Below are 26,043 nucleotides of genomic sequence, written 5' to 3'. Positions count from 1 at the left end.
GCTAATCACGAAAAAAGATTAGCTGCTGTAAGTCAACTCAATAGAAGGAGCAACCGACTAAAAATACACATCTATCTGCGAACGGCCTGTGGTTTTGAGCCAGTTCTGCGCCTCAATATAGTTGTTAGGAGCCATCCGAATGGCAGTTTTCCAATATTGAGCCGCTTGGTCAAACAAGGCTTCGGCTGCCTCATCGTTGCCCGCTTCTTTTTCCTGTTCGCCTCGGTAGTGGTAAATTACTGCCACGTTGTTGAGGGCTTGAGGTAAGCGAGGGTTCAGCTCGATCGCTTCTAAATAGTTCTTTAGAGCTTCTTCGTGTTCACCATTGTTGGTGCGAATTAAGCCAATGTTGTAAAGAACGTAACTGCGATCGTAGGGATCGTCTTCCAGCTTCAAGGCTTCGAAATAGTTGTCGAGAGCTTCCGCATACTCTCCATCAGCCTGAGCAGACATGCCATCTCGGTAATAGGCAAACGCTTCTTTTTCTTTTTTGGTGGCTGGCAGAACTTTGAGAATCATGTCTGCCATGACTGTGAAGCTTTTATCGATGAAGTTGTCGTTTCGTTGAAATCTTGGCATAGTCGCCTCTGCGAATGGGGGCCAGTGGCTCAGATAACCGCTTGGCTAGGTCACTTGCTAAACGCTTATTCCACTAATTTAGCGCCGATTGGTCACTTCCTGAGGAGCAATCCAGCTTGTAACAGTTCTTAGTGAGTTTAGTTAAGTTGAAGCGCGATCGCCGACCGATAGAAAATCTTGTGGCGAGATGACAATTGGCATCAGTCGCTCCAACTCCAAATTAGCGGCAACTTCCGTTAACTTCGCTAAATCGGTGGCATCCGTTAAGTTGGGAATCACCCCTAACACTGGCACATTCGTTAAAGACTGAATCAAATCTCTGGGTGCCCAATCCTCGATCTCCTGCTCGGTGCGAGGTTGGGTACAGTTCAGCACAATGCCTTTGAGGTGCACCCGCGCTTGACGCGCTAAAGCAACATTAGCGACTGCCTGAGCGATCGCCCCTAAGCGCACAGGCACCACCAACACAGTCGGCAACCGCCAATCCCAAGCCAAATCTGCCACCGTGGTTTCGTGAGTAACCGGAGAACCCAAACCACCGAGCGATTCTACTAACACCCAATCTCGCTGTTGTCGGAGCGCTTCCAAACCTTTCCAAGCCAGTTCTAGCTCGATTTTGCGCCCTTCGCGGTCGGCTGCCAGCGGTGGCGCTAAAGGAGCTTGAAAGTAAAGCGGTGTAATTTCGTCTATGGACTGATTCAGGTTGAAAAGGCGCAGATAGAGTTCGCGATCGCCTAGACCCGACTGGATCGGTTTCATAATCCCTAGACTGCGGGCCGAGCAGTAAGTCTGCCAGTAAGCAGCAAGAGCCGTCGTCAAAACAGTTTTACCCGCGTCTGTATCAGTTCCAGCAATGAGTAGTGCGTTCAAGGGGAGTGGAATGGTATCTGTTAGATTACGAAGTCAAAGACAGTCTCAAACTATACTTTACCGTTCTTCCTCACATCAGTTAGGTTGAGCTGTGAATTCCATCATTGGGACCATAGATGACCATAGCTATGGAGAGGGTTCCTGATTCTGGGCGCTAATATTTAGCGTGAAGTTAGTATCGCGAGTCGCAATCACATCAATTTGGTAATCTCCATCCGTTGGCAACTGCGATTGCCACGAAACAACTCCAGAAGCATCCTCTACCAACCGACCATCTGGATAGCGGATGTCGAGTGTAGCAGCGCCATCCGTGATTTCTACGTTGAGTACTTGTCCTGCTTGAGAGGTGACTAAATAACGCTTGATTGTCGTGGGGTTAGTCTGACCAGATACTTGGGTCTCGGTTGCCCCTGGGGGAAAACTGACTCGCTCGACATCAACCGCACCCGGTGTAGGGCTAGGAGTAGGCGTCGGGCTAGGCGTCGGGCTAGGCGTCGGACTCGGAGTTGGAGTTGGCTCAACAGGACTCTCTAAGTTCAACTCCAATTTATAATCTGCCTGAGCAATCCCTCGCACCGGACTGAGTTGAATATAGTAGTCTCCGGTATAGGGCAACGCTCCTTCCCAAGCGGAGACACGCTTAGCGCGATTGTTGACAGGGTTTTGATCCGGAGCGAGCACCGTCATTAAAATTCCTTCACCACCCAAATAAGCACTTAGGGTTTGGTCCTGCTGCCCTGGCACGATGTAACTAATGGTCTCGTTAGCTTTCAACCCGCCTTCAACTGTATTTTGTTCGCCAGGAGTAACATTCAGCCGTTGGCTAAATTGAACTGGACTAGGGCTGGGTGTTGGCGTCGGACTAGGGGTAGGACTAGGGGTGAGACTAGGACTAGGAGTAGAGCTAGAGGTGATAGTAACGGAAGGCGTTGGAGAAACAGAATCTCTTGGAGAGCGTAGTAAAGAAGTGACCAAAGCCCAAGAACCTAGCCCAGCGGCTAAGGCTAAAGCTGTTCCTACTGCTGCGATCGCCCAAGGATTTTCCCAAGACGGACCACTCGAAGGAGCAGGAATTACAGGATTGGTTCGGTTGGGATCACTATTGGGATTGGGATTTACAGGGTCTGGTCTGCGACCCACGGCAACAGTGGCCACCTGAGACAAGTTGGAATTAGGTGGGGGCGAAGGCGTTTGAGGAGGTGTTTGAGGAGGTGTCTGAGTAGGAGGAGGCGGAGGGGATGGTACTTGAGCCTGGACGGGAGGCGGAGGAGGGGATTGCGGTTGCCCAGGATAGGCAGGCGGAGGAGCTGGTGGAGAGACAACCGTGGGCTGAGTCAGAGCTTGTAGTGCTTGAACCACCTCAGCCACAGATTGATAGCGATCGCCCGGTTTATAACTCAACATTTGGTTCAAGATCTGAGCCAAGCCGGGGCTGACCTTAGCTAAATCTTGCCAGTGCCAAGTCAGAGTACTTTCGTTATAGAGTTCTTGTGGCTCCTTACCCGTCAGTAAAACTATAGCCAGTACCGCCAAAGAATAAAGATCACTGCTGGGGTAAGCGCGGCCCGTCTGCATCTGTTCGCTGGGTGCGTAACCAAACTTACCAACTGTAGTAGGTTGCGGCACCGTCTCCGGAGACTGAATCCGGGTCGCCAAGTCTTTCACCACACCAAAATCAATCAAAACTGGCAGGTGGTCACTTTCCCGCAAAATCAAATTGTCAGGCGCAATGTCTCGGTGAATAATGCCCTTACTATGAATGTGAGCCAGTACAGGCAAGATTTGCCGTAGCAGTTGGATCACCTCTGACTCCGAGAAGGGATAACCCTGCGCCGTCCGTTCCTGAACCAACGTGCCATAGGTTTTGCCCTCAACATAGTCCTGAACTAAAAAGAGGCGCTGATCTTGTTCAAACGTGGCTCGAAATTGAGGTACCTGCGGGTGCTGAATTTGATACAGAATCGCCGCTTCTCGCTGAAACAATTCCTTGGATTTCTCCAAAGCGTAAGGACTCGACTGAGCCGGAATAAATTCCTTTAAGGCGCAGCGCTCATTAAAACGCCCTTGATCCTCCGCTAAATAAGTTCGGCCAAATCCACCTTGGCCCAGAATACTAACTAAGCGGTAGCGGTTTTGCAGAATAGTCCCGGCAGGAATTGGCGGTTGCATAGCAGGTTAGTTTGCTTTGAATTGATTGCAACAGGCACATCACGGACTCAGCTCACCAGAGGTAGAGCTACCAAAAACTAGCTGAGGGTGGCCCATAGCTGTAATTGTGCCCGTAACTATGTTGTGACAAAGAGGCTACAGCCGGGTAGGTTTAGCTAGCAACTCCAGGGACACTCAAGCTAGCTGTGTTCCCACCACAGCTTATTCGCTCAACTTGGCTTTGACTAGAGCTTGAATCTTCTTGCCATCAGCTTGACCTTTAACTCGTTGGATGGCAGTCCCCATAACCTTACCTAGGTCTTTAAGTGAAGTTGCTCCCACCTCTGTGATAATTTCATCAATGATCTTGCTTAACTCGTCATCTGAGAGTTGTGTCGGCAAGTACGCTTCTAGAATCGCCAGCTCTTGGGCTTCTTGATCAGCTAAGTCTGTCCGTCCTGCTTGCTGATATTGTTCGATAGAATCACGGCGTTGCTTGGCTTGTTGCAGCAGTAATTCCATTTCCTGGGCTTCTGTCAAATCTGTCTGCCCACTGGGTCTGAGACTGACTTCTTTTTCTAACAATGCCTTTTTAATACTGCGGATCGTTTCTAAGCGAAGTTTCTCCTTAGATTTCATTGCCGCTTTTATATCTTCACCAATGCGATCTTTCAAGCTCATAAGGCCATCCTCAGAAGAAATTTTTCGCCCTACTTAAAGTGGAGCTGTTTGCCCCTATTTCCCCAATAAACTAGGCAGAATTTTTCTCATAAATATGAATGAGAAATTTTGCCTAAACCAGCTAGGTGATCAATTTTAGCTTGCTTACTGACTGTTTGGCGGGGAAGTGAACACAGCCATTGCCTTCCACCGATCTGCAAGTTTCTCTGAAATTCTCATTAATCTGCGCATTGTTCAGCCAAAAATCGCTAGTTTGCCTCTCCGCTCTTGTGCGACAATTCCTAGTCAGTTTCCACAAAAATTACTCTCCATAGCTACACCTAATTCAGGGAATTTTTGGAGGATGATTCTGGATCAGAATGATAATATTGCGATGAATGCGCTTCGGGGGCCTGTTGTGATCCGTTCTGCAACTTTGACTCTTCACCCAACTCTGCCGACTATTTCTGACAATAGTCGTCTGCGGTTGTTTTCCGGCTCTGCCAATGTACCGCTCTCTCAAGAAGTTGCTCGGTACTTGGGCATGGACCTAGGACCTATGGTCCGTAAACGGTTTGCCGATGGAGAACTTTATATCCAAATTCAGGAATCGATCCGAGGGTGTGATGTTTATCTAATTCAGCCGACGTGCCAGCCGGTTAACGATAACCTGATGGAATTACTGATCATGGTGGACGCTTGCCGACGAGCTTCGGCTCGGCAAATTACCGCTGTGATTCCTTACTATGGATACGCTAGAGCAGACCGTAAAACTGCGGGGCGGGAGTCTATTACAGCCAAGCTTGTAGCTAACTTAATTACTCAGGCTGGCGCAAATCGAATTCTAGCAATGGATTTGCACTCAGCCCAAATCCAAGGCTATTTTGACATTCCCTGTGACCATGTCTATGGTTCACCAGTTGTGTTTGACTATTTAGCCAGTAAGAATTTGTCGGATATTGTGGTCGTTTCGCCAGATGTGGGTGGAGTCGCGCGGGCCCGAGCCTTTGCCAAAAAGCTCAATGATGCTCCACTTGCCATTATTGATAAGCGTCGTCAAGCTCATAATGTGGCAGAAGTGCTCAATGTGGTTGGGGACGTTGCTGGCAAGACTGCCATCTTGGTGGATGACATGATCGATACTGCGGGCACAATCTGTGAAGGAGCCCGTCTCCTGCGCAAGGAAGGGGCTCGTCAGGTTTATGCTTGTGCAACTCACGCTGTTTTCTCACCTCCGGCGATCGAGCGGCTATCCAGTGGCTTGTTTGAAGAAATCATTGTCACCAATACCATTCCAGTGCCTGACACAAGTCGCTTTGAGCAACTGACGGTACTCTCGGTGGCCAATATCTTGGGTGAGGCAATCTGGAGAATTCACGAAGACAGCTCACTCAGCAGTATGTTTCGGTAATGTATCAGCGTTCTAGTTTTGTATGTTAGGCGTAGCCATAACTTAAGTAGGGGCACCTCTTGTGGGTGCCCTTCATTTTTTAAAGCTTTAGAGATAATCAAAAAACTGCTCTGGAACCAGGGTGAGTTCTCCAGATTTGAAGCGATCGCTCTCAATCCAAAGGGCTTTTTTCTGGCGATCGCCTTCGGCAAACATCAATTCATCCAGTTCGTAGAATTTTGGATCAGCGAAGTCACATTTGTAGAGCTGGATCAGCTCATGACCTGATTGGCCATTAAACACAAAGACGTTCTCTAGACAGCCCAAGTAACGAATGTTAGCTAGCTCTGCTTGGATTTCTTCTTGAAATTCTCGTTGCAAAGCGATCAGGCTGGTTTCACCAAAGTCTACACCACCTCCCAAGGCTCGATAAAAAGTTTTTTGCTTCACTGGGTCGTATCCTTCCGAGACAAAGATGCGATCGCCTTTTCCAGCAGCAGCAGCCTGACGGTCTTGGATTAGCCCTAGGGCTAAAACGCGAATTTGATTGACTCCGTACATAGTTCTTAGAAGATGGGATGCAAAAGCTACGCCAAACCTAACTAGCAAAATTAACGGGGTGGCGTATGGGTTAGCTGATTAATTATCGTCGTATTCTGAGTACTCTCGTTTTCGGCTTTCGGGGATCGGCCAGTCTTCATTCTCTCCGCCAATAATCAGCGTTGTGATTTCTACGTAATCCTTGCTAAATTGCCGCAAGGAATTGATTAAAACATCTAGGGCGATCGCGTCACTGGTGCCTAAGTCGAACCAACAACGGGCCCAGTTGCTTTCGTACTCTACTTCCCCAATGTTGTGCATCAAGGCCATGAAACTATCTTCAGCCGCATCCTGGTTGTAATTCATGTAGCTGATTTCTAGGCCAACATCTTGCACCTGGAGATTTTCGGCGTTAAACCCGCCTAATTTCCCTAGAAAAAACCAGGAGTTGATAATTTCTTCAACGTACTGTTTTTCTAGTTCAGAGGGGTTCAAGCTGAACTCCAGCCAAATCCAGACATTAAAGGGATCAAACTCCCGAAACTGTACTTGCATTTTGTTTGAAAACCGAATAATTGGGGCGTGGCTTAAGCGATCGCGAATCTGCAAGCTAAGCAATTCCAGAATACCGCAGCCAGTTTAGCCTGCTGTTGTGAGGGTAGCCACTCTGTAGAAACCCACCCATAAAAAAAGGTGCCATACTTGACACCCTCAGAAGTATTTTCGAGTAATTGATTGAGCGATCGCGACCTATTTCTTTAGCTCAGTACTGCAATTGCGCTCTTTTTGATCAATGCGGAATTCAGTTCTACAGCGCTCATAAGCGATTTGGTTTCGCAGTTGGCGGGGCAGTTGAGCGGTTTTATCCAAGGCTTTGCGGAAGAATTCTAGGCTTTCCTGATTTTTACCCTGTTTAACGAGAACTTGGGCTTTGAGGTAGTAGAGATCTGGGTTGTTAGGGGTCAGCTTCAAGGCTTGGTCAACAAACTCTAGCGCTTTTATCGGTTGGTTCAAGTCTCGGTAGCCAATCGCAATCCCCCGATAAGCCAAGTAACGAGGCTGGGCGTATTTGTTCAATCGCTCTACCGCATCCGCTGGATTGGCAAAGGGGAGATTAACCGCCAGCATCAAATCCATAAAACCTTTTACTAAGTTAAGTTCTGGGTCTTGAGGACTGAGCTTTTCAGCCGCATTCAATGATTGAAACACTCGTTGAAGTTTGTTTAGGGCTTGAGGAGTCCCTCGCACCGTACCTTCACGGGAGACAATATAAGCGCCTTCCATAAATTCGCCCACTGCCACATACAAGTTGCCGCGTAGGGGGTCAGTTTTACGTAGCTGCTCAGCGGTTTCGCGAGTTTTAGTGGCATTGGTTCGCAAGGCATCCCAATCTTTGTCCAGGTAAGCCAGAGATGCTTTCATGGCATAGCTGAGTGGTTCGCTGGATTCAGCTTGAGATAAGTGTTTTCTGGCAGCTTGGTAATCGCCCCGTTCAAAGATCGCTTTGAAGGCTGCTTCGGTATTTTTACCAATAGCATGCTGGTTAGAGGTGCGGAAGGGGTCGCCCGCAAAGGCAGGACTGCTGCACAAACTAAGAGCGATCGCCGCAGTACCCGCAACGGCAGAAACGAACCGCCGGGAGGCGGAAAGGGGGCGGCTTTGGCGTTGCATCCTAGATGAGCAGGGTGGGGCACTCGTCCCAACACTACTGGGAGCAATCGGCATGTTCGTCATAATGGAGCCTCTCAAAACGTTCCTCGAATTCGTTCTGCTTGCAAATGCTCTAGAGCCTCAGATGGCGCTCGATGAGTAAAAATTCGCTCATCGCGGTTGATGCCAAAGGTTTAGAAGCACCTGGTTCAGGTGAGATCGCCTACCGATTAAGGGTTCAGCTAGCTGCATAAATTTGACGCAGTCATTCGGTTTGGGTTCCAGTTAGACTGGTCGATGGGTAGGCTAAATTTGTCACCGTTGAAACAAAATCATGACTACCTCGCTACAGCCGAAGCCTCAGGTTTGCAACTTTCCTTCTCGTTAGACTAGCGGCTGGCACGCTTGATTTGATTGAACTTGGGTGGCAATTTCAGCGTCAGGACAGGCTCTAGCCAACGGCGATCGCTGTATCCTGACATTCATCGACTGCTTTGCACTTCGCTAGAAACCTTGCTCCTCGCTGGTAACATCGTTAATGCTCTATCTCAAAAACCTGATCTATCATCCGACTGCTACCCCGACCGCCATCCTCAAATCAATCAATTTGGAGCTAGCGCCTCAGCAAATGGGCTTGATCATCGGCCCCAGCGGTTCAGGAAAAAGCACCCTCCTGGAAATTCTAGCGGGGTTGGCGGAAAAAACTTCAGGTGACATCCTGTGGCGAGAGCAGGAACTGACTCCAGCTCATCTCCAGCAACTGGGTGGTCTTGTCTTCCAGTTTCCGGAGCGACATTTTTGTGGAGCCACAATTCTAGAAGAGCTACGCCTTGGGCACCCAGAACTAGGGGCAGAGAAGGTAAATCAGGCTTTAACAGAAGTAGGTTTGGGGCACTTATCGCTCCAAACATCGCCTCATTCCCTGAGTGGTGGACAACAGCGACGCTTAGCCTTGGCCGTACAGTTGATTCGCCAACCCTATTTATTACTACTAGATGAGCCAACGGCAGGGTTAGATTGGTCTATGCGACGGCAGTTGGTCAATTTATTAGCTCGCCTCAAAGACCACTGGAGTTTGTTGATCGTGACCCACGATGCGGGTGACTTGCTAGCGATCGCTGACCGCTGTTGGACTCTCAACCACGGCGAGTTGCAGTCTGTCGATCCCCAAGTGTTAGAAATGAATGCGAAGCAACCTCAATCTGTTGTCCAAAGTTAAATTTAATGTTGGATCTTGAAACCGTGAACCTGCCAGAAATGCTCGCTGTTTGGCAAAAAACTCTCCACTGGCAGCCCACCTCCCACCAGCAACAGCAGTTACAGCGGCTTTACGAACTCATTCTAGAGGGCAACCGTCAGTTAAACCTCACCCGCATTACCGAGCCAAGTGAGTTTTGGGAAAAGCACTTGTGGGACTCGTTGCGAGGCATAGCACCATTTTTCAAGCAGGAAGGAGGAGGGATGAAGGAAGAAGAGGAGTCAAATTCATCCTTTATCCCACCCTACGGAAGTGGCGAGGGCATACATCCTTCATCCTTTCGCGTAATCGACATTGGTACAGGCGGCGGGTTTCCTGGTATTCCGGCAGCGATCGCCTGTCCTGACTGGCAAGTGACACTGCTAGATTCGACTCAGAAGAAGGTTACTTTTCTGCAAACTCTGGCAACCACGTTAGAGCTGGAAAATATCACCACTTTAGTAGACCGAGCCGAACAGGTCGGGCAGTTGCCTGAGCACCGGGAAGCTTACGATTTGGCGCTGATTCGAGCAGTGGGGCCAGCTTCTGTTTGTGCTGAGTACGCCTTACCACTGCTGAAGCTGGAAGGACAAGCAGTGCTCTATCGTGGTCAGTGGACTCCTGAGGAAACCGAAGCATTGCGTCCGGCGGTGGCTCAGCTGGGTGGCGCGATCGCCGCGATCGAAGAATGCAGCACCCCCGTTAGCCAAGGGATGCGGCACTGTCTCTACTTACGCAAAGTGGCTCCCACTCCTAGTGAATTTCCACGGGCGATCGGAGTGCCAGCAAAGCAGCCCTTATAGATTAAGTTGGCGATGAATTGCAGTTAATCCCAGATTTTGGTATCCTGCCAGACTGCAAGGCGCATTGCTTTTTGGGGTGAGTTGAAAGCGTGGCCTGTAAGTTAAAGCTGAGTTGAGTTAGGAAATTGTTGCCACGTATCAGGGTAACTGTCGGAATGAACAACTCCTGGGAGTGAAGTTTGCATGATTGAAGTTGAACAGTTGAGCAAGGTTTATGGCTCAACCCCTGCGATTCAAGATGTGACATTTGCGGTAGAACCAGGGGAAATCTTGGGGTTTTTGGGGCCAAACGGGGCTGGAAAAACCACCACCATGCGGATTCTGACTGGATACTTACCTGCAACGAGTGGCAGTGCGCGAGTCGCGGGCTACGATGTTCACGAGGATTCGATGGCGGTGAGGCAGCGCATTGGTTATCTACCCGAAACGCCGCCGCTCTATCCAGAAATGACGGTGGAGGGATTTCTCTATTTTGTGGCTCGAATTAAAGGCGTGAGTGCGGGCGATCGCTCTCGGCAAGTCCAGTCAGCTCTAGAGCGTTGCAGCTTGGTTGAAAAACGCAAAACTTTAATTCGTAAGCTATCTAAAGGCTTTCGCCAACGAGTAGGCATTGCCCAGGCGATCGTGCATGATCCCCCAGCGATTATCTTAGATGAACCGACGGTAGGCCTAGATCCGCGCCAAATTATTGAAGTTCGCAACTTAATCAAGAACTTAGCCGGGACTCATACAGTAATTCTCTCCACGCATATCTTGCCTGAGGTCAGCATGACCTGTAACCGAGTCGCCATTATCAATCGCGGGCGAGTGGTAGCAACGAATAGCCCGGAAAATCTGATGGCGCAACTCAATGCGGGGTCGGGGTATGAGCTAGACGTGGACGGCGATGTCAGCACTGTGCAACAACTAGTGCAACCCATTCCCGGTGTGCGTTTGGTAGAGCTGATGCGAATCGAAGAACTAGCAGACCAGGCATTAACGCCTCAGCGCTGTCGGGTGCGAGTAGTATCTGAAGCCGATAGCGACCCAGGTCGGGATATTGCCGCTGCTGTCGTGGGGGGAGGTTTAGGTCTCTACGAAATGCGCCGGACTAAGGCCAGCTTAGAGGATGTGTTCTTGCAATTGACGATGACCGAAGAAAAAGCCTTAGAGTCGAGCGCAGAGACTGAGTTGAGCGCTGGGGGGGAAGCGGAGCCAGTCATTGAAGACGCGCCTGGAGCACCAACTGCTGTCGTGTCTGAGTCAGCAGCATCGGAGGAAGAAGCATAATGCGGGTGATTCTCAGCAATATTGTGGCGATTTATCGCAAAGAGTTGCAGGGGTACTTTGCCTCTCCCTTGGCTTATGCGATCGCGGGTGTGTTTTGGTTCTTATCAGGTTTTTTCTTTGTAATTGCCTTGCAAGACACCCTGCAAACTGCCGCCGCGGCGGACCAAATTGGGCAACCCTTTGATGCAGCTTATGCCTTGATTCAAGCTTTTTTGGGCTTGATGGGAGTTTTGTCTTTGTTTATTTTGCCCATTCTCTCGATGGGGCTTTACGCCGAGGAACGCAAGCGGGGCACATTGGAACTGCTAGCCACCTCTCCTGTAACCAACTGGGTGGTCTCCTTAGGCAAGCTGCTAGGAGTTCTCACTTTCTTCATCACCTTAGTGTTGCCCTTGCTAGTTTACGAAACGATTACTTTGAGTGCTGCGAATCCTCCCTTAAATCCCACGCTATTGTTAACTGGCTACGGTGGCTTGATTCTAATGGCCGCAGCAGTTTTATCTTTGGGCATGTTTCTGTCTTCATTGACCGATAGCAGCATTTTGGCGGCAATTTTGACGTTTGCCCTCGTTTTACTTCTCTGGTCGATCCAGGCGATCGCCACAGTAGTGGGGGGGCCTGTGGGTGATGCCATCGGGCACTTATCGCTGCTGAAACACTACGGCGATCTGGTTCGCGGTGTAGTGAATACCAGCGGCTTAATTTTGTTCGTGAGCTACATTATTTTGGGCCTGTTTTTGACTGCCCAGTCTATTGAAGCGCTCAGATTCCAGCGCTCTTAATCTAGCCATTGCACCCGCGTCCACGCTGAGTGGGTCACTGGCTAAAGCCACTTGCAAGTACTATCCCTGTTAAGGGTTGAGTAGAAGTCGATGAAACAAATTCCTACCACCTGGAAATCGTTCAAGCAATCTTGGCAATGGCTCTTCTGGGCTGGGCCAGTGCTGGTAGTTATAGGCTTATCCGCCGGAGCTGTGTCTGGCAATTGGGGCAGCATTCCGGTCGGCCTGACCGTTGCTGGCATTGTGTTGATTGGGGTCTGGCTGCTGCTCCAAAGCCAACCTGGCTCTGGCTTTTGGGGCCGCCGCTCAACTCAAGCCAGCACCAATGCGCTCCTCTCCACGCTGGCTGTCGTCGTCATCCTAGGTTTGATTAATTTCCTGGGAGTCCGCTATGCCAATCAAGTTGACCTGACCGAAAATCAACTTTACACCCTTGCTCCTCAGTCACAGGGTATCTTGAGGCGCTTGCCCCAACCTGTGAAAGTTTGGGTGTTTATGGACCCCAATAGCCCTAATCCAAATTCTGGCCCGACTCAAGCTTTGCTAGACCAATACAAGCGCCAGTCAAGGCAGTTTAATTTTGAGATGGTTGATCCGCAAGCTCAACCAGGTCTGGCGCAATCTTTTGGTATTCAGGATATTGGCGATGTCTATATTGAGGCAGGCCAAAAACGCCGTTTTCTCCAGAACCTTAAGAGTGAGCGGTTGTCAGAGGGCCGACTGACTAATGCAATTGAGCAGATTACGAGCGATCGCCAAGCCAAAATCTACTTTCTGCAAGGTCACGGAGAGTCTTCCTTGGATGAGGGTCAAAGGGGTTTAGCCCAAGCCAAAGCTTTGTTGCAAGAGAAAAACTTCATCAGTGAACCGCTGAACTTGGTCGAGCAACCTGCCGTGCCTGAGGATGCAGCAGCAGTCGTGGTGGCTGGCCCCAAGCAAGCTTTGTTTGACAAGGAAGTTAGGGAGCTGAGCGCTTATTTGCAGCAAGGGGGCAGTGTGTTGCTAATGATTGATCCCAATGTAGACCCGAAGCTAGAGGGCTTACTCAAAAATTGGGGTGTGACCCTAGGCAACCGAATTGCGATCAATGCTTCGGCTCAGCAAATCGCTGAGTTAGGCCCGACCGCTTCCGTGGTTAATCAGTATGGCGATCACCCGATTACTAAGGATTTTGGCAATCGCTATTCGATTTATCCGATCGCAAGACCGATTCAAACGACTCCTGTTTCTGGGGTGCAGGAAACGCCTTTGTTGGTCACGAGTCCTCAAAGTTGGGCGGAAAGTGACCTGAAAAATCAAAACTTGGAGTTTAATCCGGAGCGCGATCGCCAAGGGCCTTTGGTATTGGGGGTGGCGCTAAGCAAGGCGGCTCAGGCTACGGGATCTGCTCAGGCTTCTCCCTCACCTAGCCCATCTGCTAGCCCGTCTGTTTCTCCTTCTGCTAGTCCCAGTCCTAGCCCTAGTCCTACACCAACTGCTGGGGCTGACAAAACGCCATCTGAATCCCGTCTGGTTGTGGTGGGTAATTCTAGTTTTGCTACGGATGGTTTGTTTGGTCAGCAGTTAAATGGGGATGTTTTCCTTAATTCGGTAAGTTGGCTGAGCAAGCGGGATGACCAGGTTCTATCGATTCGTCCGAAGGAGGACAAGAACCGCCGAATTACGATGACAGCCCAGCAGGCGAATTTGGTGGGTTGGTTGTCGCTGGCCGTGTTGCCTTTGTTGGGTTTTGGGACTGCTGGGGTGATGTGGTGGCGACGTCGTTAGAATCCGAACCTTGGGGGCACTCGCCCCCAAACCCCCGCTGAGGGAACGGTTGCGTCCCCCAGACCCCCTCCAAAGCTAAGTTAAAGCCACGGTGGAACTCTATTGGAAAGAATTAGCTTTCAATTTAGAATTCAAAATCCAAAATAAGGACATGAAGCTGAATTCGAAAACTTTGATTTTGCTCTTACTGGCGTGCGGGTTGGGGGGCTTTGTCTATTTTTATGAGATTCGTGGGGGTGGCAAGGGCCAAGAGCAGCAAGTGCAAGGGTCGGGGCAGCGAATTTTTGCTTTTGAGGAGTCTCAGGTTCAAGCTTTGACGCTAACGACATCGGGGCAAAGGTTGGAGTTTGTCAAAGCTCCTACTCCTGAAGCAAAGTCTGGTGCGTCTCCATCTCCAGGGAAGCAGACTGAACAAGCTACAGAAAAACCGACAGAGAAGCAATCTGAATCTAAGAAACCTCAGTCTCAGTGGTTGTTGAAGGCTCCGGAGGAGGAGCCAGCGAATGATGCTTCGGTAGCTTTCTTGCTGAGTTTGCTGGCAACGGGAAGGAGCGATCGCACGATTAAAGCGCCTCTCACTCAGAAAGCGGATTTTGGTTTAGACCAACCCACGGCGACGATTGAGCTGAAGCTGAATGATCAGAAAACTCACCGTTTCATTCTGGGTAAACCTGACTTTAATCAGAGCTTTTGGTACGCTCAAGCTGATCCGGCGACTTCAGGGACGCCAGAGTTATCGGTTTTGTTAGTGTCTCCCGACTTTAACAATGCTGTAAGTCGTCCACTGTCGGAGTGGAAAGCAGCACCCGAAGCTCTTACTCCAGCTCCATCTGCCTCTCCCTCTCCCTCGGCGGAGAATGCGACTCCTAGCCCTGAACCTGCTCCAGAAGACGCTAGCCCTAGCCCTGAATCCCCTCCTCCGGTGGACAGTGCCAGTCCAAGTTCCAACTCGTCAGCAAGCCCTGATCCTGGCACTTCGTCTACTCCTGCGCCTCCAGCAGAATAAGCTGTTCAGCATTCTACTTCGGTGATGATGAAGGGGTGAGCTTTGGTTTGCCCCTTTTCGCTATGCGTCTAAACCATTTAGTCCCAGTTTGATATGACTAGCCCTACCGCAACCCTTTTAGTCTCCTGTCCTGACCAAAGGGGACTTGTCGCAAAAATTGCCAATTTTATTTATGCCAATGGCGGCAATATTATTCATGCAGATCAGCACACTGATTTTGAGGCAGGGCTATTTCTGACGCGGATTGAGTGGCAGCTAGAAGGGTTTAATTTACCCCGTGATCTTATTGGGCCTGCTTTTAATGCGATCGCTCAACCTCTACAAGCAAATTGGCGCTTACACTTTTCGGATGCGGTGCCTCGAATTGCCATTTGGGTCAGCCGCCAAGACCATTGCTTATTTGATTTAATTTGGCGACAACGGGCTCAAGAGTTTGCTGCTAAAATTCCGTTGATTATTAGCAACCATCCAGATTTAGGCGCGATCGCCAAACAATTTGGCATTGATTATCACCATATTCCTATCAATAAAGAGAATAAGGCTGAGCAAGAAGCCAAGCAGCTAGCTCTACTTCAGCAGTACCGAATTGATTTAGTGGTGCTGGCTAAATACATGCAAGTTTTGAGTGCTGACTTTATTGCTAATTTTCCTCAAGTAATTAATATTCATCACTCTTTCTTGCCTGCTTTTGCGGGAGCAAATCCCTATCAGCGGGCTTACAAGCGTGGGGTCAAAATCATTGGCGCTACGTCTCACTACGTGACTGAAGATTTAGATGCAGGGCCGATTATTGAGCAAGATGTCGTGCGAGTCAGCCATCGTGATGATGTGGGTGATTTAATTCGCAAGGGCAAAGACTTAGAGCGTGTGGTTTTAGCGAGAGCGGTGCGACTGCATCTTGAGAATCGGGTGTTGGTTTACAGCAATCGCACTGTCGTATTTGAGTAGAGTAATATTCCCAACAATATCGATTTACAGATATAAATCTCGAATTATTTCAAAGAGTTACTAATTAAATATTAAGTATTAGCAATATTAGCTGAGTATTTACTTTTTAATATTTCCTCTAGAATGCCAGTTTGATCATCATGGTAGACTTTTGAACGCGCCTAGATTAGAGGAAAAAAGCGCCACGCGATCGCACTAGCATTTTAATTTAGAGCTGCAACTTTATTCTTGTAGTTGCAATGGCAAGAATAAGGGATTGCAGGAAAGGATTGAGATATCAGAATTTTCTTGTTAACTGATTCTCTGCTCAATTAATCATTCAAGACACACAAAGGTTTTTATTCATCGTGTGTCCACGGTCAGGCATTCGAGACTAGATTCACACCTTAACTTTGCGGCTTCCAGAGGCTGGAAGAGAATTATCTATGGTAGGCCCTTTACAAGCACAAGAGCTTCATCTCGCTTATTTGGAGCAAGCGCCAATTCAGTTTCATAATCAAATTCAGCCGCATGGAGTTCTGCTAGTTTTATCGGAACCAGACTTAAAAATTGTCCAAGTCACTAATAATACGCTGGCTGTATTTGGGATTACTCCTGAAAATGTTTTACAAAAAACCTTAGATGAATTAATCGATCCATTTCAGGTAGAACGGATTAGAGCAGGACTAGCAGATAGCAGCTTAGAGTTAATTAATCCGATTAAGATTTGGACGAAGAATCGGCAAAAAGGGGATGATTACTTTGTTTTTGATGGAGTTTTCCATCGCAGTTCTGATGGCTTTTTGATTCTGGAGTTAGAGCCTGCCCTTTCTCAAGAAAGTATTCCGTTTCTCAGCTTCTATCATTTGGCGAGAGCCTCGATTAACCAGCTAGAAGCGAATTCCAGTCTCCAAGACTTCTGTCAAACAATCGTCCAGGAAGTGCGGCAAGTCACTGGATTTGATCGAGTCATGCTCTACAAGTTTGACCATGACGGACATGGTGTGGTTCTAGCTGAAGAAAAGCTGGACCATTTAGAACCTTACTTGGGTCTGCATTATCCCGAATCCGATATTCCTAAGGCTGCCCGCAAGTTATTTGCCTCGAATTGGATTCGGATTATCCCCGATACTCATGCGGAGGCGATCGCTCTAGTCCCCGCGCAAAATCCAGAGACGCAGCGATCGCTCGACCTCACTTTCTCGATCCTCAGAAGTGCCTCCCCCTGTCATATCGAGTATCTCCACAACATGGGCGTGGGAGCATCTTTAACGATTTCGCTGATGAAAGACCAGAAACTTTGGGGGTTGATTGCTTGCCATCACCAATCTCCCAAGTATGTTTCTTACGAACTACGAAAAGCCTGTGAATTTTTAGGTCGCTTAATCTTTGCCGAAATCTCAGCGCGCGAAGAAACTGCCGATCACGACTACCGCATGAAGCTGACCTACGTGCAGTCAGCCTTGGTGGATTACATGTCCCAAGAAGAAAACTTTGTGGATGGATTGGTGAAGCACAATCCCAATCTACTGGACTTGGCAGGGGCGCAAGGAGCGGCCGTTTGCTTTGGCAGTAATTGCACATTAGTTGGGGAAACTCCCAAAGAAGAAGACCTCAACTTTTTGCTGCAATGGCTGAGGCAGCAAGTTCAGGAAGAAGTCTTTTACACCAATTCCCTCTCTGAGCTTTACCCAGATGCGGAGCGGTTCAAGAACGTAGCCAGCGGTCTACTAGCGATTCCAATTTCTCAACGAAATTACGTGTTGTGGTTCCGTCCGGAGGTGATTCAAACCGTTAATTGGGGCGGCGATCCCAATCAGCCATTTGCTGCAACTCAAACAGAGGGTACGGTACATCTGTCTCCCCGCAAATCTTTCGATCTGTGGAAAGAAACCGTGCGCTTGACCTCGCTGCCTTGGCACTCCGTAGAAGTGAATGCGGCGCTAGAACTGAGAAAAGCCATCATCAATATTGTGTTGCGCCAAGCTGATGAGTTAGCCCAACTGGCTCAAGACCTAGAACGCTCCAATGCTGAGCTGAAAAAGTTTGCGTATGTGGCCTCCCATGACTTGCAGGAACCGCTGAATCAAGTCGCCAACTATATGCAGCTGCTAGAACTGCGTTACAACGACAAGCTAGACGAAAACGCCAAGGAATTCATTGGCTTCGCCGTCGAAGGCGTGAGCTTGATGCAGACCTTAATTGACGACGTGCTAGCTTACTCCAAGGTCGATATCCAAGGCGTTGAGTTTGAACTCACCGAGGTAGAAACAGCCCTCGATCGCGCCCTCGCGAATGTCCGGGGTCGCATCGCTGCCAGTAACGCGGTGATTACTCAAGATCCGCTTCCGACCGTGATGGCCGACAGCACCCAACTGATGCAGCTCTTTCAGAATTTGGTCGGCAATGCCATCAAGTTCCGCAGTCAGAATCCTCCAGAAATCCATATTGGGGCGCAACGGCTAGAAGATGCTTGGTTATTCTCAGTCAAAGACAATGGCATTGGTCTTGATCCCAGGTTTAGCGATCGCATTTTTGTCATCTTCCAACGTCTCCATACGCGAGATGAATATGCGGGCACAGGCATGGGTCTGGCAATTTGCAAGAAAATTGTGGAGTGCCATCGTGGCCGAATTTGGGTGGAATCCCAACTAGGGCAGGGAGCAACATTCTACTTTACGATTCCAGTAGGGGGACGCGATCGTGAGCGTAGAAGTGGACGAAAAGTACAAAACCATCTTTTTGGTCGAGGACAACAGAGCTGACATTCGCCTAATCGAAGAAGCACTCAAGAACAGCAATGTCCCGCATCAAGTGGTGGCCGTTCGCAACGGTATGGATGCGATGGCCTTCCTGCGGCAGGAGGGCGAGTATGTGGACGCACCTCGCCCCGACCTGATTCTGCTGGACTTGAACCTTCCTCGAAAAGATGGGCGGGAAGTCTTAGCGGAAATTAAAGCTGATCCCAATCTGAAACGGATTCCAGTTGTCGTTCTCACCACTTCTAGAAACGAGGAGGATATCTCTCAAAGCTATGACTTGCACGTGAATTGCTACATCACTAAATCCCGCAACCTCAGCCAGCTATTTCAGATCGTGAAGGGAATTGAAGAGTTCTGGCTGGGCACTGTCACATTGCCGCCGGGATGAAGTGGGGAGAGCAGATCGCAATTCATGATTATGCCTGCAAGCGCCATCAAGGTCTTGTTAATTGAAGACAATCTCGCGGAAGCCAGACTGTTGCAGGAGATCTTGCGGGTACCTAAGTTCAAGCAATTTAGCTTACTGCACGTCAAGCGGCTGGCGGAGGCGCTAGTCCATCTCCAGCAAAATAGCTTTGATGCGATTTTGTTGGATCTGACCTTGCCAGATAGTCAGGGCTTAGCGTCTTTGCCACCTTTGCTGCATCAAGCACCTAATCTACCAATCGTGGTTCTCACCAACACCAATGATGATGACTTAGCGATCGCGGCAGTGCGTCAAGGAGCTGAAGATTATTTAGTTAAGCGGCAGGTGAATGCCGAGTTATTGGCGCGATCGCTCTGCTACGCCATTGAACGCAAACAAGTTTCAGAAGCTCTCCGCAAAGTCAACGAAGCCCTAGCAACGCAAGTGCAAGAACGCACCGCTGAGTTGATGAAAGCGAAGGAACTCAACCAGTTGAAGTCGGAATTTGTTTCGATTCTGTCCCATGATTTCCGCAGTCCGCTCAACAGCATCTTGCTGTCTACGGGTCTATTGCAAAACAACCAAAACCAACTAACCGAGGAGAGAAGACTCACCCATTTTCAATTAATTCGCTCTGCTATTACTAACATGGCCCATCTACTCGACGAAGTTTCCTTAATTGGTAAAGCCGATTTGGGCCACCTTCAGTGCCAGCTCACCGCCCTCGACCTGGCTCCGTTTTGTCGCCAACTATTTGAAGAACTGCGATTCAGTTCTCATGAGAAATACCAATTCCTCTTTACTCAGCAAGGCGAATTATCTCAAGCCCTTTGGGATGAGAATTTTTTGCGCCATATTTTGGGCAACCTCCTCTCAAACGCACTCAAATATTCGCCCGCTGGAGGTCTGGTGCGGTTTGAATTGATTGCTCAAGAAACTACAGTCACCTTTCAGATCCAAGACCAAGGCATTGGTATCCCGCCAGAAGACCAGCCTCGCTTGTTTGAACCGTTTTATCGTGCGAGAAACGTAGATAACATTCCTGGCACAGGTTTAGGACTGGCGATCGCCAAAAAATGTGTAGAAGCCCACGGTGGTCAAATCTCCGTGCAGAGTGCAGTGGGCGTTGGCACGATATTTACAGTCAGGTTGCCCATCTGGAAAGCTGTGTGATTAATCGAGAGACAGGCGAGCGCTTCCCTTGCTACTTGGGGTTGAGAAATGAGTAAATTCGCAAACTAGCTTCACCCTTTACTATAAAGACAGGATGGGCACCCTAAGTATTAACGCTCCCTGATCATTTCTGTCTATTTGTCTTTGTAGTTCAGTCGCAAGCCACTCTGCCCTATGGTTTCTACTTCTTTAAGCCCGCTCCCCGTCGATCAATCTCAGATTCGGCCAGCTATTCAGTCGTTGCAACCCCAACTCGTTGAGTGGCGAAGACAACTACATCAGCGACCCGAATTAGGCTTTCGTGAGAAACTAACGGCAGAATTTGTCGCCCAGAAGCTAACTGAATGGGGCATTGAGCATCAAACCGAAATCGCCCAAACCGGAATCGTGGCTACGATCGCCTCTGGCAAACCAGGCCCCGTACTAGCAATTCGAGCCGATATGGATGCCCTGCCCATCCAAGAAGAAAATGAAGTGCCCTATCGATCGCAACACGATGGCTTGATGCATGCCTGCGGTCATGATGGACATACTGCGATCGCCCTCGGCACCGCTTACTATCTCTCTCAACATCGAGATAGCTTTGCGGGTACGGTGAAAATTATTTTCCAGCCTGCTGAGGAAGGTCCGGGAGGCGCACAGCCCATGATCGAAGCAGGGGTACTCCAAAATCCAGCAGTAGACGCGATTATTGGTCTGCACTTGTGGAATAACTTACCGCTGGGAACAGTCGGTGTGAGAACTGGAGCCCTAATGGCAGCCGTGGAACTCTTTCGTTGCACCATTCAAGGCAGGGGCGGACACGGAGCCATTCCCCACCAAACTATAGACTCGATTGTAGTTAGTGCTCAAATCGTCAACGCTCTGCAAACAATTGTTGCCCGCAACGTCAACCCCATCGACTCCGCAGTGGTGACGGTGGGAGAACTTCATGCAGGCACCGCCACCAATGTAATCGCGGCTTCAGCCAAAATGAGCGGCACAGTGCGTTATTTCAATCCAGCCCTAACAGGCTTTTTCCATCAACGGATTGAGCAAATTATTGCGGGGATTTGCCAAAGTCATGGAGCTAGCTACGAGCTGAATTATCAATCTTTGTACCCACCCGTGATTAATGATGGGGCGATCGCGGACCTTGTTCGTTCTGTCGCAGAGAATGTGGTCGAGGCAGAGGTAGGCATCGTCCCCGAATGTCAAACAATGGGAGGCGAAGACATGTCGTTCTTCTTGCAGCAAGTCCCTGGTTGCTACTTTTTCCTCGGCTCCGCCAATATCAATAAAGGCTTAGCCTACCCCCACCACCATCCCCGCTTCGACTTTGACGAAACCGCCCTAGGCATGGGGGTAGAAATTTTTGCCCGCTGCGTTGAAAAATTCTGTGTTCAGAACCGCAAACCAATTTAAGTTAGCGCTTGTAGTCCAAAGGGTCCACTGCTAGTAACAGGGCTTCTTTGGTTTTGGGGATCAGCAGATAAACTCGGCGATCGCCTACCACCAAATCTGTGGAACCATAGTCAGTCGCATCTGTAATCCCTTGAGCCAACCAATCATGCGCTTCATTCCAGCCGGGAAGCATCACCTGCAAAAACTCTTCCATGTAGTTCAGGCTCTGCGGTTTTCTCTTCTTGGTCAACGGTTTGTGGACCACTAAAACCGCATTAGAAACCAGCTCTTTAGGCGTGACGTTCAGGCGCACCGTCGCCACCCCATCCTTCGACTTACCAATGAAAGCTGTCTCAGTTTTAGGTTCTAGCCGAAATCCTAGTTGCTCGAAATTTCCTTGCAGAGACACCAGCGTAACGCCCAAGTTAGAGTTCGCAGCCCAAGCGGCCCCAGGCATCCATAGCGCGATCGCCACCAACAAAGCCAGCCCAGTTGCGATCGTCCCTCGACTAATCCGCGCGATCGCCTGACTTAAACAGTTTGCTAAACGTGAATTGAAAGTTTGGAGCATGATAAACAAAATTTAGTGAGAGTATATTCTATTGTCTCATCGTTACATAAATACACAAAGTAGTTATACCTCCTTACTTCTAAGGGTGAACTAAAAATCCAAAATCCCTCCTTAGAGGCTAGCTCAGCTCTACGTTACAATAATGGATTGATTCCTTAGCGCACTAAGTACCGAACGTCAGCATGAGCAAAGGCACACTCTTCGATAAAGTCTGGGATTTACACACAGTTGGAATCCTTCCCTCAGGCCAAACGCAACTGTTTATTGGTCTGCATCTGATTCACGAAGTCACCAGCCCTCAAGCCTTTGCCATGCTGCGCGATCGCGGCCTAAAAGTGCTGTATCCAGAGCGAACAGTGGCAACGGTGGACCACATCGTGCCTACGGAGAACCAAGCGCGTCCCTTTGTCGACAGCTTGGCAGAAGAAATGATGCAGTCCCTAGAGCAAAACTGTGAAGAGCACCAGATTCGTTTTTATAACGTTGGCTCTGGCAGTCAAGGCATTGTCCATGTAATTGCCCCAGAGCTAGGGTTCACTCAGCCTGGAATGACGATCGCTTGTGGAGACAGCCATACTTCCACCCACGGAGCCTTTGGTGCGATCGCTTTTGGGATTGGTACGAGCCAAGTACGAGATGTGTTAGCTTCCCAGACGTTGGCACTTGCCAAGCTAAAAGTCCGTAAAGTCGAAGTTAACGGCACTCTGAAGCCTGGAGTCTACGCCAAAGATGTAGTTCTCCACATCATTCGGAAACTGGGTGTCAAGGGTGGGGTTGGCTACGCTTATGAGTTTGCAGGCAGCACCTTTGAGCAGATGAGCATGGAAGAACGCATGACCGTCTGCAACATGGCGATCGAAGGGGGTGCTCGCTGTGGTTACGTCAACCCCGATGCAGTTACTTTTGAATACCTCAAAGGTCGCGACTTTGCTCCCAAAGTCGAAGCATGGGACAAAGCTGTAGCTTGGTGGCAAAGCCTTCGGAGTGATACTGCTGCCGAATATGACGATGTAGTAGTCTTCGATGCAGCCGACATTGCGCCCACCATCACTTGGGGCATTACTCCCGGTCAGGGCATTGCGATTAATGAACTAGTGCCGACACCTGAGATGCTGCCCGCTGACGAGCAACCGATCGCAGCAGAAGCTTACCGTTATATGGACTTGCAACCCGGACAGCCGATTCAAGGCACCAAGGTAGATGTGTGCTTTGTCGGTAGCTGCACCAACGGTCGGATCAGCGATTTGCGCGAAGCCGCTAAGTTTGCTCAAGGACGACAAGTAGCCGAGGGAGTCAAAGCCTTCATCGTTCCTGGCTCGGAGCGAGTCAAGCAGCAAGCGGAATCCGAAGGTCTGGACAAGATTTTTGTCGCAGCGGGCTTTGAGTGGCGTGAACCGGGTTGCTCGATGTGCCTTGCCATGAACCCGGACAAGCTAGAAGGCCGTCAACTTAGCGCTTCTTCTTCCAACCGCAACTTTAAAGGCCGTCAAGGTTCCGCTTCGGGTCGTACTTTGCTGATGAGTCCAGCAATGGTGGTAGCCGCCGCAGTCACAGGTCAAGTGTCCGATGTTCGTGAATTGTTGTAGGGGGAGGGTGTCATGAGTAGCGAAGTTAAGGCAGTAGTGGGGCGGGGTGTGTCCTTGGTCGGCAACGATATTGACACCGATCGCATCATTCCAGCGCGGTTTTTGCGCTGTGTCACTTTTGATGGTTTAGGCGCACAAGTATTTGCAGACGATCGCATTCAAACCCAAGGGCAGCATCCTTTTGATCAGCCACAGTACCAAGGAGCCAAGATCCTAGTAGTCAACGGCAACTTTGGCTGTGGTTCCTCGCGTGAACATGCGCCTCAAGCTCTTGCTAAATGGGGTATTGAAGCGATCGTGGGTGAGAGTTTTGCAGAAATCTTTTTTGGCAACTGTGTGGCGTTAGGAGTGCCTTGTGTGATGGCAACTCCAGAAGATGCTAAGCGGCTACAAGAGGCGATCGCGGCTAATCCGCAGGCAGAAGTCAAAGTAGACCTAGAATCAATGCAGGTGCAATGTGGTGACCTCACCATTCCCGTGACGATGGGCGCAGGGCCTCGGCAAATGTTTACCAGTGGCACTTGGGATGCTTGCGGTCAACTCGTCGCCCAAGCCGATCAAATTCGGGCGACTGCTGCCAAACTACCTTACGTTTCCTGGTCAAAAACGGCTTAAGTCTCAAACAAAAAACCTCTCCCCCAGCCCCTCTCCTTGAAGGAGAGGGGTGCCGTAGGCGGGGTGAGGTTCAAATTGTTCGCAGCAAACTCAAATTAGTAAGCGTCTTGCAACTCGTAGAAGTCGGGCGAGATATAGTCTTTACGCAGTGGCCAGCCCACCCAATCTTCTGGCATCAGCAGGCGCTTCAGGTCAGGGTGCCCTTCGTAGACAATCCCGAACATGTCAAAAGCTTCTCGCTCTTGCCAGTCGGCAGTCTTCCAAATCCAATAGACGGAGGGAATTCTGGGATCTTCGCGAGGGAGAAATACTTTAATTCTCACTTCGTCTGGGCGATCGCTGTAGTCACTGACCTTGGTGAGATCATAGAAGCTAACTAACTCTTGCCCAGGCCCCGCGTCATACCCACCTTGGCAGCGCAGGTAGTTAAACCCATAAGCATAGAGAGCAGTCGCGATCGGAATCAGAAAATCGCGATCGACCTTGAGCATTTCTACGCCAGAGCGATCAGGCCCTAAAGACTCATGCTCAAATCCGTTCTCACTCAGCCATTTGGAGATTTTACCAGCCTCGACGATAGGAGCTGGTGCCTGAGCCTGTTCTACTCCGTTTTCAGGGGCATTAGATTCTTCAGCCACGACGAATTTCCTCCTTCTCTGCGGCTTTCAAAGCGGGTGGAACGGGTAGGCCCATTGCTTCTGTAAGTTCCTTAGGTGGCGCTTGACGACTTGGAACTTGCAGATAAGTGCCCGTCGTGATGTCAGGCACCTGCTTCATCTTGTGAGCAATGCTGTAGTAGCGATGAGTTTGACCCTGCTTACCGCGCTCTTGCATCGAGTCATTGGCGATTTTCTTTCTCAGCTTGATGATCGCATCAATGATTGCTTCTGGACGTGGGGGGCAACCGGGTAAATAGACATCGACAGGAATCAACTTATCCACGCCGCGTACTGTGGTAGGCGAGTCTACGGTAAACATTCCACCCGTAATTGTGCAAGCACCCATTGCAATCACGTACTTCGGATCAGGCATCTGCTCGTACAAACGGACTAAAGCGGGAGCCATCTTCATGTTGATCGTGCCCGCAGTGATAATCAAATCAGCTTGACGCGGGCTAGAACGCGGAATTAAACCAAAGCGATCGAAGTCAAAGCGGGAGCCGATGAGAGCCGCAAACTCAATAAAACAACACGCAGTTCCATATAACAGAGGCCATAAGCTAGAGAGGCGCGCCCAGTTATAAAGGTCATCTACAGTCGTTAAAATGACATTCTCGGACAGCGCTTGCGTCACTTGGGGACGCTCAATGGGGTTGATAATTTGTTCATTTGGCTGCAAAATTGCGCCATTTTGAGCCGCATCTTTGGGACTCATGACCATTCCAAAGCTCCTTTACGCCAAGCGTAAACTAGACCAATCACGAGAATCGCAATAAAAACTAGGGCTTCGATAAAAGCTAGCAACCCCAATTGGTTGAACGCGACGGCCCAGGGGTACAAGAACACTGTCTCTACGTCAAAGATGACAAAGACTAGGGCAAACATGTAGTAGCGAATGTTGAACTGAATCCAGGCACCCCCAATGGGTTCCATCCCTGACTCGTAGGTGGTGCGACGCTCAGGACCTCGGAGCCGAGGGCGCAATAACTTAGACGCGCTCAGGGCCAGGACAGGTACCAGGCTACAGATAATTAAAAAGCCTAAAAAGTACTCGTAACCACTAAGAACAAACACTGCTAATAACTACCGCTTTAGTGAAAGAACTTGCGCTGCTTTTCATTTACATTTTGACACGCTCACCGTAAACTGGAGCGCCTTATGAGGTGGCTCGACAGAAACTGCCGAGTTCATCCTTTAGTCAAGCTAAATTGGCCTTAGGACTCAACCCACTTACCCACTTCTTGAGTATAAATTCCTGGT

The 26,043-nt window shown here is 49.5% G+C and carries 25 protein-coding genes; 14 read left to right on the top strand and 11 right to left on the bottom strand.

Annotated features, from left to right (window positions below; all coding sequences use genetic code 11):
* Positions 1 to 57: 57 nt before the first annotated feature.
* The 4 genes from NDA01_RS08725 to NDA01_RS08710 all read right to left on the bottom strand — a co-directional run bounded on the left by NDA01_RS08725 (position 58) and on the right by NDA01_RS08710 (position 4,278).
* Complete coding sequence (locus tag NDA01_RS08725) at positions 58 to 579, bottom strand: photosystem I assembly protein Ycf3 (protein ID WP_348227638.1); 522 nt, start codon at positions 577 to 579, stop codon at positions 58 to 60.
* 141 nt (positions 580 to 720) lie between these two features.
* The gene (gene bioD, locus NDA01_RS08720; RefSeq protein ID WP_348227637.1) at positions 721 to 1,449 is read right to left on the bottom strand and encodes a dethiobiotin synthase; all 729 of its coding nucleotides are present in this window, start codon (positions 1,447 to 1,449) and stop codon (positions 721 to 723) included.
* A 126-nt stretch (positions 1,450 to 1,575) separates the two neighbouring features.
* Positions 1,576 to 3,618 carry a protein kinase domain-containing protein gene (locus tag NDA01_RS08715; protein ID WP_348227636.1) on the bottom strand — a complete coding sequence of 681 codons (2,043 nt, stop codon included), beginning with the start codon at positions 3,616 to 3,618 and terminating at the stop codon, positions 1,576 to 1,578.
* Positions 3,619 to 3,819: 201 nt separating this feature from the next.
* Positions 3,820 to 4,278: a GatB/YqeY domain-containing protein gene (locus NDA01_RS08710; protein ID WP_348227635.1), complete on the bottom strand. Its 459-nt coding sequence runs from the start codon at positions 4,276 to 4,278 to the stop codon at positions 3,820 to 3,822.
* 343 nt (positions 4,279 to 4,621) lie between these two features.
* On the opposite strand from NDA01_RS08710, the gene NDA01_RS08705 reads away from it, so the two are divergent.
* A complete protein-coding gene (locus NDA01_RS08705) occupies positions 4,622 to 5,668 on the top strand; it encodes a ribose-phosphate pyrophosphokinase (protein ID WP_431193351.1) in 1,047 nt (348 codons plus the stop codon).
* 87 nt (positions 5,669 to 5,755) lie between these two features.
* Here the strand turns inward: NDA01_RS08705 and NDA01_RS08700 are convergent, their stop codons facing one another.
* From NDA01_RS08700 to NDA01_RS08690, 3 genes are all read right to left on the bottom strand, one after another.
* Positions 5,756 to 6,208, bottom strand: a complete 453-nt coding sequence (locus NDA01_RS08700) for an NUDIX hydrolase (protein WP_190549778.1) — start codon at positions 6,206 to 6,208, stop codon at positions 5,756 to 5,758.
* 78 nt (positions 6,209 to 6,286) lie between these two features.
* The gene (locus NDA01_RS08695) at positions 6,287 to 6,742 is read right to left on the bottom strand and encodes a DUF3531 family protein (RefSeq protein ID WP_190436075.1); all 456 of its coding nucleotides are present in this window, start codon (positions 6,740 to 6,742) and stop codon (positions 6,287 to 6,289) included.
* A 195-nt stretch (positions 6,743 to 6,937) separates the two neighbouring features.
* Positions 6,938 to 7,921, bottom strand: coding sequence for a Sll0314/Alr1548 family TPR repeat-containing protein (locus NDA01_RS08690; protein ID WP_348227634.1), 984 nt, complete (start codon positions 7,919 to 7,921; stop codon positions 6,938 to 6,940).
* A gap of 454 nt (positions 7,922 to 8,375) precedes the next feature.
* Here NDA01_RS08690 and NDA01_RS08685 point away from each other — a divergent pair, with 454 nt between their 5' ends.
* The 11 genes from NDA01_RS08685 to NDA01_RS08635 all read left to right on the top strand — a co-directional run bounded on the left by NDA01_RS08685 (position 8,376) and on the right by NDA01_RS08635 (position 21,373).
* Positions 8,376 to 9,056, top strand: a complete 681-nt coding sequence (locus NDA01_RS08685; protein WP_348227633.1) for an ABC transporter ATP-binding protein — start codon at positions 8,376 to 8,378, stop codon at positions 9,054 to 9,056.
* A gap of 5 nt (positions 9,057 to 9,061) precedes the next feature.
* On the top strand, positions 9,062 to 9,877 hold the full coding sequence (gene rsmG / locus NDA01_RS08680) for a 16S rRNA (guanine(527)-N(7))-methyltransferase RsmG (RefSeq protein WP_348227632.1): 816 nt from the start codon (positions 9,062 to 9,064) through the stop codon (positions 9,875 to 9,877).
* Between the two features lie 183 nt (positions 9,878 to 10,060).
* Positions 10,061 to 11,146 carry an ABC transporter ATP-binding protein gene (locus NDA01_RS08675; protein WP_348227631.1) on the top strand — a complete coding sequence of 362 codons (1,086 nt, stop codon included), beginning with the start codon at positions 10,061 to 10,063 and terminating at the stop codon, positions 11,144 to 11,146.
* The gene (locus NDA01_RS08670) at positions 11,146 to 11,928 is read left to right on the top strand and encodes an ABC transporter permease (protein ID WP_190436087.1); all 783 of its coding nucleotides are present in this window, start codon (positions 11,146 to 11,148) and stop codon (positions 11,926 to 11,928) included. Before NDA01_RS08675 ends, NDA01_RS08670 begins: the two co-directional genes overlap by 1 nt.
* 90 nt (positions 11,929 to 12,018) lie before the next feature.
* Positions 12,019 to 13,695, top strand: a complete 1,677-nt coding sequence (locus NDA01_RS08665) for a GldG family protein (protein WP_348227630.1) — start codon at positions 12,019 to 12,021, stop codon at positions 13,693 to 13,695.
* A gap of 151 nt (positions 13,696 to 13,846) precedes the next feature.
* Positions 13,847 to 14,701 carry a DUF4340 domain-containing protein gene (locus NDA01_RS08660; protein ID WP_348227629.1) on the top strand — a complete coding sequence of 285 codons (855 nt, stop codon included), beginning with the start codon at positions 13,847 to 13,849 and terminating at the stop codon, positions 14,699 to 14,701.
* 93 nt (positions 14,702 to 14,794) lie between these two features.
* Positions 14,795 to 15,649: a formyltetrahydrofolate deformylase gene (purU, locus tag NDA01_RS08655; RefSeq protein ID WP_348227628.1), complete on the top strand. Its 855-nt coding sequence runs from the start codon at positions 14,795 to 14,797 to the stop codon at positions 15,647 to 15,649.
* A 425-nt stretch (positions 15,650 to 16,074) separates the two neighbouring features.
* Positions 16,075 to 18,393: an ATP-binding protein gene (locus tag NDA01_RS08650; protein WP_348227627.1), complete on the top strand. Its 2,319-nt coding sequence runs from the start codon at positions 16,075 to 16,077 to the stop codon at positions 18,391 to 18,393.
* The gene (locus NDA01_RS08645; protein WP_348227626.1) at positions 18,332 to 18,778 is read left to right on the top strand and encodes a response regulator; all 447 of its coding nucleotides are present in this window, start codon (positions 18,332 to 18,334) and stop codon (positions 18,776 to 18,778) included. Before NDA01_RS08650 ends, NDA01_RS08645 begins: the two co-directional genes overlap by 62 nt.
* 24 nt (positions 18,779 to 18,802) lie before the next feature.
* Positions 18,803 to 19,969, top strand: coding sequence for a sensor histidine kinase (locus NDA01_RS08640; protein ID WP_431193350.1), 1,167 nt, complete (start codon positions 18,803 to 18,805; stop codon positions 19,967 to 19,969).
* A 174-nt stretch (positions 19,970 to 20,143) separates the two neighbouring features.
* Positions 20,144 to 21,373 (top strand): M20 metallopeptidase family protein, encoded by a 1,230-nt coding sequence (locus tag NDA01_RS08635; RefSeq protein ID WP_348227625.1) that lies wholly within the window; start codon positions 20,144 to 20,146, stop codon positions 21,371 to 21,373.
* 1 nt (position 21,374) lies between these two features.
* On the opposite strand, the gene NDA01_RS08630 is transcribed toward NDA01_RS08635, so the two are convergent.
* A complete protein-coding gene (locus NDA01_RS08630; RefSeq protein ID WP_348227624.1) occupies positions 21,375 to 21,923 on the bottom strand; it encodes a hypothetical protein in 549 nt (182 codons plus the stop codon).
* Positions 21,924 to 22,105: 182 nt separating this feature from the next.
* On the opposite strand from NDA01_RS08630, the gene leuC reads away from it, so the two are divergent.
* Together leuC and leuD are read left to right on the top strand one after the other, a co-directional pair.
* Complete coding sequence (gene leuC / locus NDA01_RS08625; protein WP_348227623.1) at positions 22,106 to 23,509, top strand: 3-isopropylmalate dehydratase large subunit; 1,404 nt, start codon at positions 22,106 to 22,108, stop codon at positions 23,507 to 23,509.
* Between the two features lie 12 nt (positions 23,510 to 23,521).
* The gene (gene leuD, locus NDA01_RS08620) at positions 23,522 to 24,124 is read left to right on the top strand and encodes a 3-isopropylmalate dehydratase small subunit (RefSeq protein WP_348227622.1); all 603 of its coding nucleotides are present in this window, start codon (positions 23,522 to 23,524) and stop codon (positions 24,122 to 24,124) included.
* Between the two features lie 95 nt (positions 24,125 to 24,219).
* Here the strand turns inward: leuD and NDA01_RS08615 are convergent, their stop codons facing one another.
* The 3 genes from NDA01_RS08615 to ndhC are packed head-to-tail and all read right to left on the bottom strand — an operon-like array spanning position 24,220 to position 25,857.
* A complete protein-coding gene (locus NDA01_RS08615; RefSeq protein WP_348227621.1) occupies positions 24,220 to 24,762 on the bottom strand; it encodes an NAD(P)H-quinone oxidoreductase subunit J in 543 nt (180 codons plus the stop codon).
* Positions 24,755 to 25,498 carry an NADH dehydrogenase subunit K gene (locus NDA01_RS08610; RefSeq protein ID WP_348227620.1) on the bottom strand — a complete coding sequence of 248 codons (744 nt, stop codon included), beginning with the start codon at positions 25,496 to 25,498 and terminating at the stop codon, positions 24,755 to 24,757. The genes NDA01_RS08615 and NDA01_RS08610 overlap by 8 nt, the downstream gene beginning before the upstream one ends.
* Positions 25,495 to 25,857, bottom strand: coding sequence for a photosynthetic/respiratory NAD(P)H-quinone oxidoreductase subunit C (gene ndhC, locus NDA01_RS08605; RefSeq protein WP_190436122.1), 363 nt, complete (start codon positions 25,855 to 25,857; stop codon positions 25,495 to 25,497). Before ndhC ends, NDA01_RS08610 begins: the two co-directional genes overlap by 4 nt.
* Positions 25,858 to 26,043 lie beyond the last annotated feature (186 nt).

This window comes from Trichocoleus desertorum AS-A10, from assembly GCF_039962155.1.
GTDB lineage: Bacteria > Cyanobacteriota > Cyanobacteriia > FACHB-46 > FACHB-46 > Trichocoleus.
This window is presented reverse-complemented; position numbering and strand designations above follow the sequence as displayed.